This window comes from Telmatobacter bradus (assembly GCF_048629425.1).
GTDB lineage: Bacteria > Acidobacteriota > Terriglobia > Terriglobales > Acidobacteriaceae > Telmatobacter > Telmatobacter bradus.
In genome coordinates this window covers 2,583,740-2,601,973 of record NZ_CP184532.1, presented here as the reverse complement: position 1 = coordinate 2,601,973, position 18,234 = coordinate 2,583,740, and the positions used below count along the sequence as shown (strand labels likewise).

The 18,234-nt window shown below is 54.7% G+C and carries 10 protein-coding genes; 8 read left to right on the top strand and 2 right to left on the bottom strand.

Annotated elements, in window-relative coordinates; translation table 11 throughout:
* Positions 1 to 109: 109 nt before the first annotated feature.
* The 4 genes from ACOBR2_RS10790 to ACOBR2_RS10775 all read left to right on the top strand — a co-directional run bounded on the left by ACOBR2_RS10790 (position 110) and on the right by ACOBR2_RS10775 (position 6,695).
* Positions 110 to 1,177 (top strand): carboxypeptidase regulatory-like domain-containing protein, encoded by a 1,068-nt coding sequence (locus ACOBR2_RS10790; RefSeq protein ID WP_420236125.1) that lies wholly within the window; start codon positions 110 to 112, stop codon positions 1,175 to 1,177.
* A gap of 47 nt (positions 1,178 to 1,224) precedes the next feature.
* The gene (locus tag ACOBR2_RS10785) at positions 1,225 to 2,460 is read left to right on the top strand and encodes an ISL3 family transposase (RefSeq protein ID WP_420236124.1); all 1,236 of its coding nucleotides are present in this window, start codon (positions 1,225 to 1,227) and stop codon (positions 2,458 to 2,460) included.
* A 4-nt stretch (positions 2,461 to 2,464) separates the two neighbouring features.
* Complete coding sequence (locus ACOBR2_RS10780) at positions 2,465 to 4,882, top strand: hypothetical protein (protein WP_420236123.1); 2,418 nt, start codon at positions 2,465 to 2,467, stop codon at positions 4,880 to 4,882.
* A gap of 199 nt (positions 4,883 to 5,081) precedes the next feature.
* Positions 5,082 to 6,695 carry a DUF5597 domain-containing protein gene (locus ACOBR2_RS10775; protein WP_420236122.1) on the top strand — a complete coding sequence of 538 codons (1,614 nt, stop codon included), beginning with the start codon at positions 5,082 to 5,084 and terminating at the stop codon, positions 6,693 to 6,695.
* A 92-nt stretch (positions 6,696 to 6,787) separates the two neighbouring features.
* Here ACOBR2_RS10775 and ACOBR2_RS10770 read toward each other — a convergent pair whose 3' ends face one another.
* Positions 6,788 to 8,143 (bottom strand): glycoside-pentoside-hexuronide (GPH):cation symporter, encoded by a 1,356-nt coding sequence (locus ACOBR2_RS10770; protein ID WP_420236121.1) that lies wholly within the window; start codon positions 8,141 to 8,143, stop codon positions 6,788 to 6,790.
* A gap of 108 nt (positions 8,144 to 8,251) precedes the next feature.
* The gene (locus ACOBR2_RS10765; RefSeq protein ID WP_420236120.1) at positions 8,252 to 10,570 is read right to left on the bottom strand and encodes a glycoside hydrolase family 3 N-terminal domain-containing protein; all 2,319 of its coding nucleotides are present in this window, start codon (positions 10,568 to 10,570) and stop codon (positions 8,252 to 8,254) included.
* Positions 10,571 to 11,184: 614 nt separating this feature from the next.
* Between ACOBR2_RS10765 and ACOBR2_RS10760 the strand changes: the two genes are divergently transcribed.
* The 4 genes from ACOBR2_RS10760 to ACOBR2_RS10745 all read left to right on the top strand — a co-directional run bounded on the left by ACOBR2_RS10760 (position 11,185) and on the right by ACOBR2_RS10745 (position 18,199).
* Entirely contained in the window at positions 11,185 to 12,114 is a 930-nt protein-coding gene (locus ACOBR2_RS10760) for a substrate-binding domain-containing protein (protein ID WP_420236119.1), read from the top strand.
* Positions 12,111 to 14,315: an ATP-binding protein gene (locus tag ACOBR2_RS10755; protein WP_420236118.1), complete on the top strand. Its 2,205-nt coding sequence runs from the start codon at positions 12,111 to 12,113 to the stop codon at positions 14,313 to 14,315. The genes ACOBR2_RS10760 and ACOBR2_RS10755 overlap by 4 nt, the downstream gene beginning before the upstream one ends.
* A gap of 35 nt (positions 14,316 to 14,350) precedes the next feature.
* On the top strand, positions 14,351 to 14,980 hold the full coding sequence (locus tag ACOBR2_RS10750; RefSeq protein WP_420236117.1) for a response regulator: 630 nt from the start codon (positions 14,351 to 14,353) through the stop codon (positions 14,978 to 14,980).
* A gap of 255 nt (positions 14,981 to 15,235) precedes the next feature.
* Entirely contained in the window at positions 15,236 to 18,199 is a 2,964-nt protein-coding gene (locus tag ACOBR2_RS10745) for a glycosyl hydrolase 115 family protein (protein ID WP_420236116.1), read from the top strand.
* The last annotated feature ends 35 nt before the right edge of the window (positions 18,200 to 18,234 follow it).

Genomic DNA, 18,234 nt, shown 5'->3' with positions numbered 1-18,234 from the left:
CAGTAGTGAAGACTGCTGATCGCGCAATTGCCAAATTGGCAAGTGAATGAGAGGACATCGTATGACGCATTTTCAAAATCAAAGCAAGCCCGGTCAAGAGGCTCGCACAATGCGGATCGTGCATCGCTCCGGACTTATAGCGCTTTCGATGGCGTTGTTGTTGACGCTAGGTCTGGCAAATAGCGCCTTTGCTCAGGTGCTCTACGGCACGCTTACCGGCAATGTGACTGATCCTGTTGGAGCTGCCATCCCTAATGCGCATGTGGTTGCCACGGAAGTGGCCACCAGCGTAGTACACAATGCTGACACGAGCGAGGTGGGCAAGTATCTGTTCACCAACCTGCTGCCCGGAACCTATAAAGTCACGGTAGCCGCATCCGGTTTCCAGTCTGCCGGTCAGGCGGGCTTGATTCTGCAGGCCAACGCCACGGTGCGTGCCGATTTGCAGTTGCAGGTAGGCACCGCCAGCGAGCAGATTACAGTAACCACTGCTCCGCCCGAGCTGCAGACCGATTCTTCCGACGTGAATTACAACCTGTCGGAAGAACAGATGACTGAACTACCCACAACTTCATCAACGGGCCGCAACTTTGAAAGCCTCTATCGTCTTGTGCCCGGTTCCACGCCCCCCTCCGAGCAGAACTCGGCAGGCGCGAACCCGCAGCGTTCGCAGGCAGTCAACGTGAACGGCATTACCGATGAAACCAACACTACTCGCATTGACGGTGCAGTTGACGCCTATCCGTGGCTGCCTTACCTGGTAGCCTATCTGCCTCCTACCGATGGCATTGACAGCATCAACGTTGTGACCGGCAGCTTTAACGCCGAGCAGGGCGCGGCCGGTGGTTCGGCCATCAACGTCACCATCAAAAGCGGCACCAATAGCTTGCACGGCAGTGCGTGGGAGTATAACTCGATTAAGCAGTTCAATGCGCTTACCTGGGCCAATCGTACACATGTAAACCCGAAGAACATCTACAACGAGACAGGCGGCACCATCGGTGGCCCGATCAAGAAGGACAAGCTCTTCTTCTTCTTCGATTACAATCGCGTCTCGGTGATCAAGGGGATCAGCGGTACACTTTCTGTTCCGACCATGGCGATGCGTGGTGGTGATTTCAGTGCTACCGGTGTAACGATTTATGGGCTCTGCGCAGGAATCTGTAAGGCAGCGTGATTTTCGCGGGTTTTGCTTGAGGTGTGGAATCGGCTATTCTCCTCCCGATGCGCGACAACGATTGGACGCGGGTATTGGGATGGCCGGGCTACAAGGTCTACCGGCATGAGATTGACGAGCCTGGCAAAAGGCTGAAGCTTTGGGTTCGGCGCAAGCGGGCCAACAAGTTGCTGGTCTGTTCCGGCTGCGGCAGGCCAACAGGCGAAATGGTAGCCAGCTATGAGCGGGAAGTGCGCGATCTGCCGTGCTTCGAGTATCTGACCACGGTGGTGATCGAGCTGTACCGGGTTCGTTGCCTGGACTGCGGCGTCAAGGCGGAGAAGGTGCCGCTGCTTCCTGGCAAAGCGCCCTTCAGCAAGCGTTTCGAGGATGCGGTAGGCCAAGCCTGCGAAAGCTCCGCAGCCAGCCGAGTAGCGCGGCAGTTTGGTCTGGCGGCGAGCACGGTGCGGGCCATCGATCAGCGGTATCTGGCGCGTTGGGCAAAGTCGCGGCGCAAGCCGGCCTTGCGGCAGATGGGTGTGGACGAGATCTTTGTGGGCAAAAAGCAAAAGTTCATCACCGTGGTGAGCAACCTCGGGACCGCCGAGCCTCTGTGGTTCGGCGCGGAGCGGAAGAAGGAAACGCTCGACGAGTTCTTCGCCAAGCAACTGAGCCCCTTTCAACGTGGCGCGGTGCAGGCTGCCTGCGTCGATATGTGGGAACCGTTCAAGCAGAGCATCGCCGAGTGGCTGCCCAACTGCCGCATCATCTATGACAAATTTCACATCATGAAGCACGCCGGAGCGGCTGTGGATGAGGTGCGCCGCCAGGAGTTCTTCCGCAAGGGCGGGCCGGCGCGGGAACTGGTCAAGGGCAAGCGCTGGCTGCTGCTGACGCGCTGGGTGCATCTGACCGCGCGCCAAAAACAGCAACTCAACGAACTGTTTGCGCTGAACCGGCGCGTGATGAAGGCGTACCTGCTCAAGGAAAGTCTGGATCGGCTGTGGAGCTACAGATATGAGGGCGCGATGTTGCGCTACCTGAAGAACTGGATCGATCAGTTGCGCTGGCAGCGGCTCAAGCCCATGGAGAAGTTGGCCGACATGCTGCTTCGCCATCTGGAGGGAATCCTGAACTACTGCAGAACAAAGGTTCCCCTGGGGGTGGTCGAAGCAGTCAACGGCAACATCAAAGCGCTGTTGCGACGCGGACGCGGCTACCGCAATCTCAACTACCTGCTGCTGAAAGCGCAACGGCTGGCCGCCACAAGAACCCAACTCGTCGCCTTTCAGAAAGCCGCGTAAAACGATGGCCTTTACACATTCTCGTCAAGAGCCGATTTATGATCCGGCAACGGGTGACTCGACCGGTGCGAACAAAACAGCGTTCAGTAAGGATGCGGTTCCCACGAGTCGTATTTCCAAGGCTGCTTCCATTTTGTTGGCCAACCTGCCTGCTCCGAACTACGGTGCAACAGGTGCATTGACCAATAACTACTACGGCACTTCGAGCAACGTCTTTACCCGTTCCAACTATGACGGAAAGATTACCTGGGTGCCGAATCAGAAGAGCACTTACTTCGGCCACTACAGCATCTCGCCCGACACAATTAACGATCCACAGGTCTTTGGCACGAACCCCGGCGGCGGTACCTATGATGGCGGCCAGCCCGGCGCAGCCACGGGCACCATTCAGAACATTGGTCTGGGCATGACCCACATGTTCACCGATCGTTTGACCATGGATGCCAGCGCTGGTTACACCCGCCAAAAGCTCCTCGGGGAGGCTCCCGATCTTTCGCTGGGGGCATACGGCCTGAATACCTTGGGCATCCCGGGAACAAACTACGACGGATCGCACCTGTACGCCGGCATTCCGGCCATGTTCTTTACCACCTATGCCGCACTGGGCAACAGCAATACGGGTAGCCCATTCACCTTCCACGACAACCAGTACACGTATGCTGTCAATTTTTCCTATGCGCTTGGCACACACGCCTTCCGCGCGGGTGGCGAGTATCTGGATGCACAGATCAACCACTTCCAGCCGGGTACGGGACTTGATTCAACCCCGCGAGGTTCGTTCATCTTCTCTGGTGGTGCGACGGCAATCAATGGCGCATCGACTAACAACATCAATTCGTTTGCGGACTTTTTGACCGGTCAGGCTGACACCTACCAGCAGGGCGTGCAGAGCTTCCAGACCGAGGCGCTTCGCTATGCCACTTACGCGCTGTATGCGCAGGATACCTGGCAGCTTTCGCGCAAGCTGACTGTCAACTACGGCATTCGTTACGAGTACTATCCTCTGCCGTGGGCTGATCATTTCGGCACTGTCCGTTACGATCCCAGCATTGCTACTTCTGTTACCGATTCGTATGGTACCCACAACGTGGGCACTGTGCTGATTGGTGGTAAGGGCAGCACGCCGTACCATGCCAACACCAGCAATGGATGGGGACAGATTGTTCCGCGTCTGGGCGTCTCCTATCGCCTCGATCCCAAGACCGTTCTTCGTGGCGGCTTTGGTATTACCACTGATCCTGACACGTTGCGCTACCTGGTGCAGGCCTATCCGGCTGCCGTGGTTACCAACGTGAGTGGTGCGAACAGCTACGTGCCGGCCTCGAAGCTGAGAACGGATGATGAGAGCACCACGAGCGCGGTTGGTATTGCCACGCCTCCGGTGGTTCCCAGCATCAGCGGCGGTACATTGCCTCTGGCTACTACACTCTCTACCAACACAATGCCCAAGGACTTCCGTCGTGGCTACATCTATAGCTACAACGCGGCCATCCAGCGGGAACTGCCTGGTCACTTCGTGGCCAACGTTACTTATGTTGGCACCCACGCAGTACGCCAGATCACCAATGTAAACATCAATGCATCTGCTCCGGGCGCTGGAAGCACGAATGGCCGACTGTTGAACCTTGCTTATGGTGCCAACACCAGCAATAGCGACATTACCTCGTACCAGCCGTTCAAGGGATCGCTCTATAACGGCCTGCAGACGCAGTTGACCCGCAATGCAACTCGTTTTGGATCGACCGGCATCATCTACACCTTCTCGAAGGCGCAGGACGCTTCCGACAACGGTGCGATGAACGGCCTGATCTTTGCTCATCCCACTTACTGGAATCGTAACTGGGCGCTGGCCGGCTATGACCGCACCCATAACTTCCAGTGGTGGACAGTTGAGCCATTGCCTTTCGGCAAGGGCCAGTCGTACCTGACCCATGGCATTGGTGCCGCTGTTGCTGGCGGTTGGAAGTTGAGTACGGTTCTGAGCCGCGTTAGCGGCACGCCAATGAACATTACGGCTTCCACTGGCCTGCTGAATGCGGCTGGCAGTTCGCAGGTTGCGGACTACGTTGCAGGCGCCACAAAGGTGCTTAACCACAACGTCAGCGGCTATCGTCAGTACTTGAACCCTAGTGCATGGACCGACGTGAGCACCGCTGCAGGCGTAACTACTGCCCGCTTTGGCACCTCGGGTCGTGACAGTGTGCGCGGCCCCGGCTACTTTGACCTGGATGCCAGCCTAAAGCGCACCATTCAGCTGCATGACAAGCTGAGCATGGACCTGGCGGCGGAAAGCTTTGACGTAACTAACACGCCACAGTTCGCCAACCCCGCTTCGGCTATCAACTCGCCCTCCACCTTTGGTATCATCACTACCTCGAATGTGAATCGCTCGCTGCGTCTGAGCGCGCGGTTCTCCTTCTAAAACAGGTGTCTTGCACATGCGGAAGCGGAGACCATCTTCATGGGTCTCCGCTTCCGCGTTTCAGGATGAAATGGAGGAATTTGCAAAAATGAATTCCAGACGACTGAAACTTTCCATCCTAAAGAACTACACTGTTCAAACGGAACTCGCGGGAGAATGACTTTTGCAACGCATGACATCACGTACTCTTCTTCTATCCTTGTCTGCCTTGACTCTTGCTGCTGTCACGGCGCAGGCTTCGGGGCCTGCATCAACGCAAGTCAATCCTCCACGCATCGTGATGACGGGCGGAGCAAGCCAGCTTCTGGTCAACGGCAAGCCATTTCTTGCTCTGGGCGGCGAGTTGGGCAATTCATCTGCAGGTACTGCAGCGCAGGCAGACAGCGTGCTGCCGAACCTTGCCCGCATGCACTTAAATCTGGCTCTGATGCCTGTGGCGTGGGAGCAAGTCGAGCCGGTTGAAGGGCAGTACGACTTCAGCATCCTGGACCACTGGATCGATGTTGCCCGCGCCGAACACATGCACCTCGGCTTGCTGTGGTTCGGCAGCTGGAAGAACTCCTTTTCAAACTATGCTCCGGCCTGGGTCAAGAGCGATGCAAAGCGTTTTCCTCGTGCCATCAGCGCGGAGGGTGAGCCGACTGAAATTCTTTCCACCTTTGGTGCGAATACACAGGCAAGCGACAGTCACGCCTTTGCGCAGTTGTTACGTCATGTGCGTGAAAAGGATGCCCGTGAGCAGACCGTCGTGCTGGTGCAGGTGGAGAACGAGGTCGGTTTTCTCGGTCGTGGTCGCGACCGCAGCGATGAGGCCAATCGCGTCTTTCAGAATGCTGTTCCGAACGCGCTTGTGCAGAAGCTCAATGAGCGTCGTCTGACGCTCTCTCCTGAACTGGTCGCGCACTTCAATCCGGACGGGAAAACGTGGAAAGATGTTTTTGGCGAGGCCGCCAGCGAGGTCTTCATGGCCTGGCGCTATGCAACTTTTATCAATGAGGTTGCCGTTGCAGGCAAGCGCGAATATGCGTTGCCCATGTACACCAATGCGCAGTTGCCTGCGGAACTGGAGCAGCCGGGGGAGTATCCGAGCGGTGGACCACATCCTTATTACCTTGAGGTTTACCGAGCGATTGCCACATCCATTGACATGTTCTCGCCGGATATTTATTGGCCGGACTTCGCCTACTGGATCAATCGCTACCGCATTCCGTCCAACCCAATCTTTGTTCCTGAAGCGCAACTGGAACCGGGTGCTTACAACGCGCTCTATGCCCTGGGTGAGGCGCATGCATTCGGTTTTTGCCCTTTTGGCATTGACGCTCTGCATCCAACCGAAAGCAGCAATGGTATGAACCCGCAGGTGATGGAATCCTACGGAGAGTTGGCCAGCATCAGCGATTTGTTAATCACGGCACAGACTGAAAACAGAAGCCGGGCCATCGTGCTGCATGCCAACAGCCCACGCGCTCATCAGACGGTTGCTCTGGGCGGTTACCTGTTTGAGGCTTCGCTGTTGCGCACTTGGCCCAGTAACGAATTGTCCAGTAAAGACGGCGCGATTCTGATTCTGCAATCGGCTCCAGACGAGTTTCTGGTGGTGGGAAGTGGGATGACGGTGAAGATTGCACGCGATGTAGATGCTGATAATCATGTCGCTGGCATCAGCAGCATTGAAGAGGTTACGCGCTCGAATGACACATGGATGGTGAAGAGCCGTCTGAATGGTGACCAGAGCAATCAGGGACGTCAACTCGATACCGATCCTGCGCACTTCCATACTTATCGCGTGCGTCTTTACAACTACGCTCGGTAATTATCAAGATGGGGCAAGGAATGCGCAAGAAAAAGGGCCGCATCAATAAGTGGATGCGGCCCTCGGAGGGAAGTCTAGAGGAACTCAGGACGCTAAAACATCTTGCGGCGTTCGCTCAGATCGTGCGAGATTGTCAGGTTCAGCTTCATGTTGATGCCGTAAAAAATGAGGCAGACGGCGGTTCCGAAAAATGCAATCCCTGGGTAAATGCTGGCGATTAGACGAATGCCGTGCGACGCGTTTGCAGATTGCGATGCAACGTTGGGAAGGTAGCCGTAGTAAGAGAGTAGCCAACCGGCAATCGCTCCACCCAGTGCAATGCCCACCCACAGGGCAAATACCACGGCAGCAGTAACAGTGGCCGTGGCGCGGCGCCCAGTCTTCCATTCGCTAAAGTCGGCCACATCGGCCATCATCGCCCACAGTACCGGTCCAGAGCATCCATAGGCGAACTGGCGCAGCACCTCGATGGCAAAGATGGGAACGAGTGCTGTGGGGGGCACGAAATATAGTGCGCAGCAGAAGATTCCGCACAGCAGCATGCTCCAGAAGAAGAGCGAGCGTTTGCCGATTCGCTTGGTTAGCGCTGTGGAGCACGAGACGCCGATCAGCAACGCTGTCAGGCCAAAGCCGTTAAACCAGCTGAAGAGCATCTGGTTACCGCTGCAATATTTGAAGTAGGGAAGCATCAGATTGCCACGCAGTACGATTGCGGAAAAATAGAACGTGGTGACGAAAAATAGAATGACCCACGGACCGTTATGCATTAGGTCGGCGAGGTCTTGCACCACGGAATTCTTCTGTCCGGGCGGTGGTTCAATGCGTTCCTTGGTGACGGCAAAGGCCACCAGGAACATGATCACGCTGAGCGCGGAGAACAGGCCCATGGTCATCTGATATCCGCGAGCATTATTGCCATGGCCAAAAAATGCGACCAGCGGAATCGCGAGGCTTTGCACGATGAAGCCTGCAGAGTTGGCAAAAATAAGTCGGATGGAGGTGATGCTGGTCCGTTCGTTGGGGTCGCCCGTCAGCACGCCGGTGAGTGAGGCGTAGGGCACGTTGTTCATGGTGTAGATCAGGCGTAGTAGAAAATATGTAGCCCACGCATAAACAATCTTTGCGCCAAGGCTCATCTGCGGTGTAGAGAAGGTGAGTACGCCGATTACGCCGAAGGGCAGTGCTGTCCATAACAGCCAGGGGCGGAAGCGTCCCCAGCGCGTATTGGTGCGGTCCGCAATTACGCCCATCACCGGGTTGAGCACGGCCATTCCCAGGCCTATGACCATGAACATGGTTCCAGCCTGTGCTGGTGTGAGACCGAATGTATCGGTGTAGAAACTCAACTGCAGCGCAAGTAGTGCCTGAAAAACAAAGTTGGCGGCCATATCGCCCATGCCGTAACCAACTTTTTCAACCAGCGAAAGTCTTTCGTTCGTATCGCTCATCCGGCTCGCTCTCTATGCCTGATTTATTGAATTTCAAAAATTCGGTGTGCAGCTTTTCTTGGAGAGGAAAGAAAGCCACCGCCTTCAAGCGAAGACGGCGGCACGGAGTTACTCGACCACTTCGAGGATCAGCTTGGTCTGGTCTTCGCTGCGTGACGAGTTACCTACCTGAATCTCGAACTCACCCGGTTCTACAACGTACTGCATATCGATGTCATAGAACTTCAGCAGATTGGGTGTGATGTCGATGGTTACGGTCGTATGTTCTCCGGGCTTGAGGCTTACCTTCTTGAATCCCTTCAGCTCCCGGACTGGGCGGGTGACCGAACTGATGAGGTCGCGGATGTACATCTGTACAACTTCCGTGCCCTCGCGCTTGCCGGTATTTTTCACATCGACCAGCAATTGTGTAGAACCATCGCGCGCGATCTTCTGCTGGCAGAGTCGGGCATTTGTGAACTCAAAGCTGGTGTAGCTGAGGCCGTAACCGAAGCTATAGAGCGGTGTGGCTTCGTCAAACAGGTAGCCACGACGAGCCGAAGGCTTGTGGTTATAGAAGACGGGAAGCTGACCGACCGAGCGCGGAATGCTGATGGGGAGCTTGCCGCCCGGGTTTACATCGCCAAAGAGCACATCGGCGATGGCGCGGCCTGACTCCTGACCAAGATAGAAGCAGTCGAAGATGACCGGCACGTTTTTCGTCAGTGTGTTGATTGAGATCGGGCGGCCGTTAAACAGGAAGACAATAACTGGCTTGCCGAGATCCTGCATGCGACGCACCAACTCTTCCTGTTTGCCGAGCAGATCGAGCGACGTGGTATCGCCCTTGTGGAAGGTTGCCCAGGCTTCACGTGAAACCTGCTCGTTGGCGCCGATTGCCAGTACAATCACGTCTGCATCCCTGGCCACAGCGACGGCTTCTTCAATCTGGCACAGATCTTCTTCCGGATCGCTGGCAATCACCTCGTCGTTGACCCATCCAGCAGTTTTTGTAATCTTGCAACCTTCGCTGTATACTACTTCAATGCTGTTGCCCACCTTTTTTTTGATGCCTTCGAGCACAGTAATAAAGTGGCGGGGCTTGCCGCTGTAGCCGCCCAGCATCTCGCGATCGGCATTTGGGCCAATCACGGCTAGCTTCTTGATCTTTGTGCGGTCAAGCGGTGCGATGTTGCCTTCGTTCTTGAGTAGCGTGATGGCCTCGCGTGCAGACTTCAGCGCCAAGGCGTTGTGCGACTCGCAGCAGGCCACGGCCGCGGCATTGTCCGGATCCACATAGGGGTCCTCGAAGAGTCCAAGCTCGAACTTGGCCGCCAGCATGGGAACTACAAGTTCGTCCAGCTCCGACTCCTGCAGCTTGCCCTCGCGTACCAGTTCAACCAGGTTCAGATAGCAGTCTGGATCCGGCAGCTCAATGTTTACGCCAGCCTTTACTGCCAGACGGGCAGCTTCCTTGTGATCCTTGGCCAGAAAGTGACCATGCGTGTCGGGTCGATAGCTGAGTTCCCAGATGGCGTAGTAGTCGGAAACAATGAAGCCGTCAAATCCCCACTCCTTGCGTAGTACGTCGCGCAGCAGCCACTTGTTGGCATGCGAGGGAATTGCATCCACTTCGTTGTAACTGGCCATTACGCTGCGTGCATTGGCCTTCTCAATCACTTCCTTGAAGGTGTAAAGAAAGACTTCGCGCAGGGTGCGCATGGAAACTTCAGTAGGAGCGCAATTTTGTCCGCCTTCAGGTTGGGCGTGGGCCACAAAGTGCTTCAGCGTGGCCAGAACACGCGTCTTGTCCTTGAATGTAGCGTCTCCCTGGAAGCCCTTCACGGCCGCAATGCCAAGACGCGATACCAGAAATGGATCTTCGCCGAAGGTTTCTTCCACGCGGCCCCAGCGTGGCTCGCGGGCCACGTCCACCACCGGCGTCAGTGCCTGATGGCCACCGCGGGAACGTGTTTCGTGCGCGATGATGCGGTAGTGTTCCTCAACCAACGCAGGATCGAAGGTGGCAGCCAAAGCAATGGGCTGCGGTGTGCTGATTGCGTCCGGCCCCATCATGCCGTGCAGGCATTCCTCATGCACGATAACAGGAATGCCCAGGCGGCTGTGCTCAACAAAAAACTTCTGAATCTCGTTATTGGTGAGGGCAGTTTCGCGGGCATTCAGGCCCTTGCCGAAGTTGCTGGTGCGGCCCACCTGTCCGAGTCCGTTGCGATGTGCAAAGGCTGCCTCTGCCTTGGTCCGATCAAAGTTGCCGTTCTCGTCCACCAGTTTTTGCGCGGCTTCGAGCCAGACACACATCATCTGCTCGGCCTTCTCTTCAAGCGTCATACGGCCCAGCAGGTCCTGGACGCGCTCGGCTACTGGCAGCGCAGAGTTCTTGTAGGCAGGCAAACCGGCCTGATTGCCGGCAAGATTTTGCGTATTCATTGTCCTTGGTCCTCTTCTGTGCTGTATTTCGAAAGTTTTTTCCGGTTTGTTCTCCGAATCTTGTACTTTGCCTGCTCATGAAAGCTAGAGGATGATCCTGTAGATTGTAAAAAAACTGCGCCATGGAAAGAACGAGAGCAGATCTATCGCATTCTGGCGAAGTTCAGGCATGTAATCGCTCTGCGTTGCATAGGTCAAAGGCAAAACCGCAAGTCCGGCACAGGCCGAACATACGCAACGCTGCTTATTTCTGGCATGGGACAAATGTACCTATGAATAAATCGTTTTAGTTGCACGGCTTGTAGAGCCAGTTCTGTGGGAATTGTGCTATTTTCTTGGTAAGATGTGCGGGCAGTGCTGGCTTTGTTCTGTCTGCCACTGTTTAGCATAGGAACTTTTCAGAAATTTTTCAGGTATCTTTATTGATGCGCAGCTCCTTGTATCTTTGTCGCTACGATCCACGCTGTTGGACGCGGGCAGCGGCTGATCTGCGTATGCTTACCTCCCTGCGGCCATCCTGTGTTTTGCTTTCCAGATGTGCAACGCACCTTGCCTTTTTCTTGCTTTCGTTGCTGGTCCTGTTTGCAAGTGGTTGCCGTGCGCGGATGCAGCAGGTGGCTGTAATTCCGCGCACCACCGGAACTCTTTTATGGGAACCGATGCATCAGGGGGCAGCAAGCGCAGCGGTAGGGAAGGGCGTTCATCTTTACTGGAATGCTCCCTCTGACGAGGGCGACGTGCAGAAGCAGATCAGTCTGCTTGCGGCGCATATTGGCAGTGATCGCACGGGGATACTTGGTCATCTTCGGGCGCAATTCAGCAACTCGGATGCAGGCATTATTTTTGCGCCAGATGAAACGCTGGTTTCGCGCAGTCTTATCCTGGAAGCGGTACGGCGGCAGATCCCCGTAGTGATTTTTGACGACGAACTGGGGCCAACGCCGGGACCTTATCTGAGTTATGTGCGTAACGATGAGGCGGCCGGAGCGCGCATGGCTGCAACGTGTATAGCTGAGTTGCTGCATGGTAAGGGGCAGGTGGCCATCATTGGCATTAACACCCGCAGCGAAGGTGGACTGACTCGGGAGGGCGACTTTGAACAGGCACTGCATGAGGTAGCACCTGAGATTCAGATCGTTGTGCGCAAGTTCGGCGATCAGGTGGTAGCGCACCAGCAGCAGATTGCGCAGGCACTCAATGCCAGTGGCACGCATCTAGACGCGGTTGTCACCATGACTGCTGCAGCCACTCGCGGAGCCTACTATGCACGCATCACCGGCAACCTGCCTGCGTCGGTGCACATTGTGGGATTCGATCAGGATCTGCTTACACCTGTGCGCGAAGGCGCAATCGATGCGGTGATTGCCCAGGACACTTCACTTCTTGGCCAATTGGCGATGAAAAATCTTCTCCACCAGATGCGCGGAGAGAGCGTGCCAGGTCTGACGCAGGTTCCTCCGTTGCTGCTGACCAGACAGACCATTGACACGCCGCAGATCAGGTCTCTGTGGGCCTTCAGTAAAAATGACTGGAGCCACCAATGAAGCCCACGCACCGCAGAATACTCTGGCTCTATGGCACTGTCGCCACGACAGGCACTATTGTGGTTCTGCTGGCGCTAGGGATTCTTCTTGTCTCAAGGCTAAGCGCTCCGCACTGGAACAAGGAAGCGAAGTTCCCCTCACACTCTGATTTTTCGCGGCATGATGCCTGGACCGCAATGGGCGGAAACTGGTCAGCTGACCAGGTCGAGATCCGTGACAACAGCGACGAGCGTGGCGCGCGCTTGATGAGCAATTTGGGTGCATGGAGTGACTATCAGGTAGAAGCTGATTTGAAGATTGTCAATCCCTTTGGCATGGCCGGTATTGTAATACGCAGCAGTGGTGAAGAGGAGGGGGTTGATGCCTACCACGGCTATTTTGCAGGCCTGCGTAGTATGGATAACTCCATTGAGTTTGGTCGTGCGGATTATGGATGGCATTCGCTGTTTACTGCTCAGCTTCCGGCCAATGAAAACCTGCAGGATTGGGTTCATATGCGTGTGGTGGCAGTGGGTTGCCACTTTGGAGTGTTTCTCGGGTTTGCTGATGGCAAGATGGCAAGTTATGCAGGCGACGATGCGAATTGCCTTCCGTCTGGCCGCTTCGGATTGCGTTCTTATCTGAGCGGAGCCACGTGGAGTAATATTCACGTGGAAGCGACCACAAAAGAAGATCTGCCGCAACCTGAAACGGCAATGAATTCCAATCCGTACAGTCATCTGCTTACTGATCCCGTGAATCCGTCCGATATCGCGCATTATCGTGACGCCCTGCAACAGGAAGCGGAGAAGCATGTGATGCAGCCGGGTGTGTCACCGATCTCCGAATTTTTGTGGAAGCCCGGGCGTCATCCTAACGCTACCATTCAGGGGGTGATCATTTCGCTGCCGCCGCTGGCCGGCATTCAGGACGACTCCAGCGCATTGATCATGCCGAACCTCGATCCTTCAACGCCTGTCAAGATCGGAGATGAGGTCGAAGCGAACGGAACCGTTATCAGTGAGCGCTTCCGCAGCCGTATGGAAGACGTGCATTTGAAGGTCCTGTGGTCGGAGACGCCCATTGCGCCCTGGGCAGTGAGCGCCGCGCAGCTAACCAATGGAGTCTATCGCGGTCGCTATATTTCCGTGGAAGGAACGCTGCTCTCCGTGGAGCAGAATCCATCAGGCTACCAGCTTGTTCTGCGCGATGCAGGGCAGATCTTCAACGTTATCGGATCTTACAGTTTTCAGTTTGATCCATCGAAGCTGGAACTGGGCAGCCGCTTGCAGGTACGTGGTAACTCCACGTCGCTCGATCAATTTACCCACGGTAACTACCCATTTACGGTGATTGCCGCTCATGTTGAGACAATAAGTGCGCCACCGTGGTGGTCGCTAACACACGTGCTCTGCCTGCTAGCCGGTTTTCTGGTACTCTTTGCGCTTGCTCAGTTACTCTTGAATCGCGTGCAGGAATGGCACATGAAGTCGATTCTGCGCGAGCGCGAACAGCTTGCCTTTGAAATGCACGATACCCTGGCTCAGAGCTTTACTGGCATTGCCTATCAGTTGCAGGCTGCAAGCATGGAACACCGCGGTGTGGCGCAGGTTCGACAGCACATACAGAATGCGTTGCACATGGTGCATCTCAGTCATCGTGAGGCTAGTCGCACCATTTCGTCTCTACGTCCGCAGTATCGCGAATCAGCTGACATTGCCAATGCTCTCGGTGAGTTGGCCAACCGTCTGAGCGATGGCTCCGTGCGCATCGAGACCAACGTCGAAGGTCATCTGTCTCAACTGCCCCTGGCCGTGACGGACGCTCTTTATCGTATCGGCCAGGAGGCGGTTACCAACGCACTGCAGCACTCGGGCTGTTCGCTTTTAACTATCCATCTTCAGCTGGCACGCCAATTGGTCGTACTGCGCATCCATGACGATGGCAAGGGCATCAACCCCGAGTCTCGTGAAAAAGGGCTCGGGATGGATGGCATGCGCAGCCGCGCCGCCAAAATTCGCGCGTGCATGGAAGTCGAAAGCAGTGCCACCGGCGGCACGACCATTGCCATTTCTGCGCCGCTGCCCCGAACGCTTGGATTTACTGGCGGAGTCATGACGCTGTTGCGCGTACTCTTTCTGCGTCCTTTCAACGCACAGAGATATGCTGGCAACAGGGCTGATAATCCAGACAAAAATTCTCGAACCAATCTCGGAGAATGATGATGAGTAGCGACACCTCTATACTGCAAAATTCCATGCAGAACCGTAAGATCCGGCTACTGCTAATTGATGACCACCCCATCGTGCGCTTTGGCCTGTCAGCTCTGTTGGATATGCAGGAGGACATCGAGACCGTAGGAACTGCCGAGAGTGGTATGGCCGCTCTTGAGATGCTCAAAACAAAGCCGGTCGATATCATCCTTGTTGACCTGCGCATGCCAGGCATGAACGGTATTGACACGCTCAAGCGGCTCTGCGAGGTTGCTCCTTATGCTCGTCCCATTGTGCTGTCGAGTTTTGAGTATGACGAGGAAATCTACTCGGCGATTAAGGCTGGCGCTCAGGGATTCATCCACAAGCAGGCACCGGCGGAGCAGATTTTGTCAGCTATTCGCATCGTTCACGGTGGCAAACAGTCGTTTCCGCGCCGTATTGCAGAACGCCTGAAGAGCAATCGCCTCACCGTGGGACTCAGCGAGCGTGAACAGGAGATTTTGCAACTCGTGGCCAAGGGGCTGACCAACAAAGAGGTGGCCAACGCCTTGCAACTGAGCCAGTTTACGGTGCGCAATTACCTGAACCACATTGCCGAAAAACTCGATGCGAGCGACCGCACAGAAGTGATTTTCCAGGCAATTCAACTAGGGCTGATTACGGTTTCGTAAGAGTTAAAGTTGAACGTGGCCAGCATTAACCGTCGGTTCCTGAAAGAAATCGGCATAAGACCGAGTGCCTATCACGTCACTACACTGCTGGAGCAGTGGGATAAGCTCGATCTTCAGTAGGGGAGAGATAGAAATAAAATATTCATCATACACGGTTTTACAGCCTTGTCCATGAACAAGTGTTCCTGGTTTGTGCAGCAAATACTGCCTACTCTATAGGTAGAAACTATCCACCGCTCCCAGTGGTGAGCCTGTATGGCACAGCCCACGCATGAAGAGCGATATCAGGCAATCATGCGGACTCATTCTTTTGTTAGCAAAAGGTCTATCTTCTCTGTCGGCATCTACTGTGCGATGGTGTTCATGCTTCTTGCTGTTTTCGTCGCACAGCGTCCGGCCCATGCCCTGGGGCAGAAATCCTACGTCAGTTTTACTCCGGTGGAGCAGGGATTTCCGCTTGTGCAAGGTAAGGGCGCAGCCACATTCTATGTAGATGCGAACGATGACGCAGGTGTGCAGCGCGCCGTCCATGATTTGCAGGCCGATGTAAACATGGTTAGCGGCCAGACTGCTACGATTGTTCAGCAGAAGCAGGATCTGGCGGGCAACGTGGTGCTGATTGGCACACTGGGGAAGAGTCGGCTGATTGATGATCTTGTACAGTCGCACAAACTTGACGCGACGGTGATTGCGGGCAAATGGGAATCCACGCTGACCGAAGTGATCGATCATCCATGGCCAGGAGTTGCGCAGGCTTTGGTGATTGTGGGCAGTGATAGGCGCGGCGCGATTTATGGCGTGTACGATCTGTCCGAGCAGATTGGCGTTTCGCCTTGGTACTGGTGGGCAGATGTACCCGTCACACACCACGATAGCCTGTTTGTTTTTCCATCCCGCGTTGTTGTAGGAGAACCGGCGGTAAAATATCGGGGCATCTTTCTAAATGACGAGGCGCCGGCGCTTACCGGTTGGACGGATGAAAAATTCGGCGGACGCAACCATTTGTTCTACTCCAAAATTTTCGAACTGCTTTTGCGTTTGCGCGGCAATTGCCTTTGGCCAGCGATGTGGACAAGCGCATTTAACGAAGATGATCCGTTGAATCCTCAGATGGCCAACGAGTACGGCATTGTGATGGGAACCTCGCATCATGAGCCGATGCTTCGCTCCCAACAAGAATGGAAGCGTCATGGGGTTGGCGAATGGGATTATAGTAAAAACCCAAAAGAACTGCAGAAGTTTTGGGAGAAGGGCATTGAGCGCAATAAAAACTATGAAAGCCTCATCACGCTAGGCATGCGAGGAGATGGCGATATGCCAATGTCCGAAGGTGAGAATACAGCACTGCTCGAAAAAATTATTACTGATCAACGCACCATGATTGATCGTCATAAAACGCCTACGCTTTCCAGCGATCCGCAAGTGTGGAGCCTCTATAAGGAGGTGCAGGATTATTACGATAAGGGCATGCGCGTGCCTGATGATGTAACTCTGCTTTGGAGTGACGATAACTGGGGTAACCTGCGCCGTGTTCCCGTTGCAGAGGAACGTAAACGCGTTGGCGGGGCAGGAATTTATTATCACTTTGATTATGTGGGTGATCCGCGAAATTACAAGTGGATCAATACGAATTCCATTCTTAAAACGCGCGAACAGATGAACCTTGCCTATCAGTATGGGGCTACGCGCATCTGGGTAGTGAATGTCGGTGATCTTAAGCCGATGGAATTCCCTATTGAGTTTTTTTTGAGTTATGCATGGGATCCGAACCGTTGGGGCAAAGACGATCTGACCAAGTTTACTGAGGCCTGGGCAGCGCGTGAGTTTGGTGCAGAGCATGCCCCAGATATTGCCGACATGGTTTTGCTCTTTGAGCGTTATATAGGCCGTCGCAAACCTGAGTTGCTGAGTCCGAAGACCTTCAGCCTGGTGAACTACCATGAAGCAGATCATATAGAAGAAGAGTGGGCGGCGCTTTCTGATCGTGCTGAGAAAATGTCTGCACAGCTACCGGCCGAGAAGCGGGACGCCTTTTTTGAACTTGTATTGCATCCCATCATGGCAATGAGCACCGTTACCCGTATGTATATAGCGGCAGGGCGCAATCAGTTATATGCAACGCAGGGACGCGCAAGCGCCAATGATTATGCGGCAGAAACGCGACGCCTCTTTGCGGAAGATGGGGCATTGACGGCGCAGTATAACCACCTTGCATCTGGTAAATGGAACCACATGATGGATCAGGTGCACATAGGCTACACATATTGGAACGATCCTCTAGTGAACACCATGCCTGCGGTCAGCGAGGTGACCCTAGCCGCGAATCCACACATGAGTGTGACAATTGACGGTGATTCGCTGACCAGTAATTACTGGGAGCATGTACTTAGCCTGCCCGCGTACGATGTCTTCAACCAGCAGACTCGCGACTTTACCGTCTCCAACAGTGGCTTGATGCCTTTTGATTACACTGCTATGGCATCCGAACCGTGGATTGTTTTAAGTAAAACGAAGGGCAGAGTAGAAAAGGATGAAACGATCCATGTAAGCATCGATTGGAGCAGCGTTCGCGTGGGCACGCACAAAGCAACCATCTGCATCAAACCTGCAGACGGATGGCCCGCGAATGTGGAAGTCACTGCTGTCCGTCCGCAATCACCTCAGCCACAGAATCTCGACGGTTTTGTAGAGAGTGAAGGCGTTGTTTCCATCGAGGCAGAACATACCTCTGCGCACAAGGACACACCTGCGGCGCGTTGGGTAAAACTTCCAGGATTTGGTGAGACGCTTTCGGCCATGACGATTGAACCGGTTACTGCTTCGAGTGTGGGGGGCAATGAAAATGCGCCTGAACTCGACTATCATATGTATCTTTTTAGCGGTGGGGACGTGCAGGTGCAGGCTGTTCTTGCGCCCTCGTTGAATATCTTGCCCGGACATGGACTCCGGTATGCAATTTCATTTGATGATGCCGCTCCGGTGATTGTGGATGCACTGGCCGACAACTCCGTTGGGGCATGGTCTCAGGCGGTAAGTGATGGTGTGCGTAAAGTCACTACAAGACTCAAGGTGAATGGGGAAGGGTATCACACATTGCGGGTGCGCATGGTTGATCCTGCAGTGGTTCTAGAGAAGCTTGTTGTGAGTCATAAACCAGTACCATCAAGCTATCTTGGGCCGCCAGAAAGTTATCACCACATTGCAACGAATAAGCACTGATCAAGCCTAAGATGTTAATGTATGTGTTACATTCT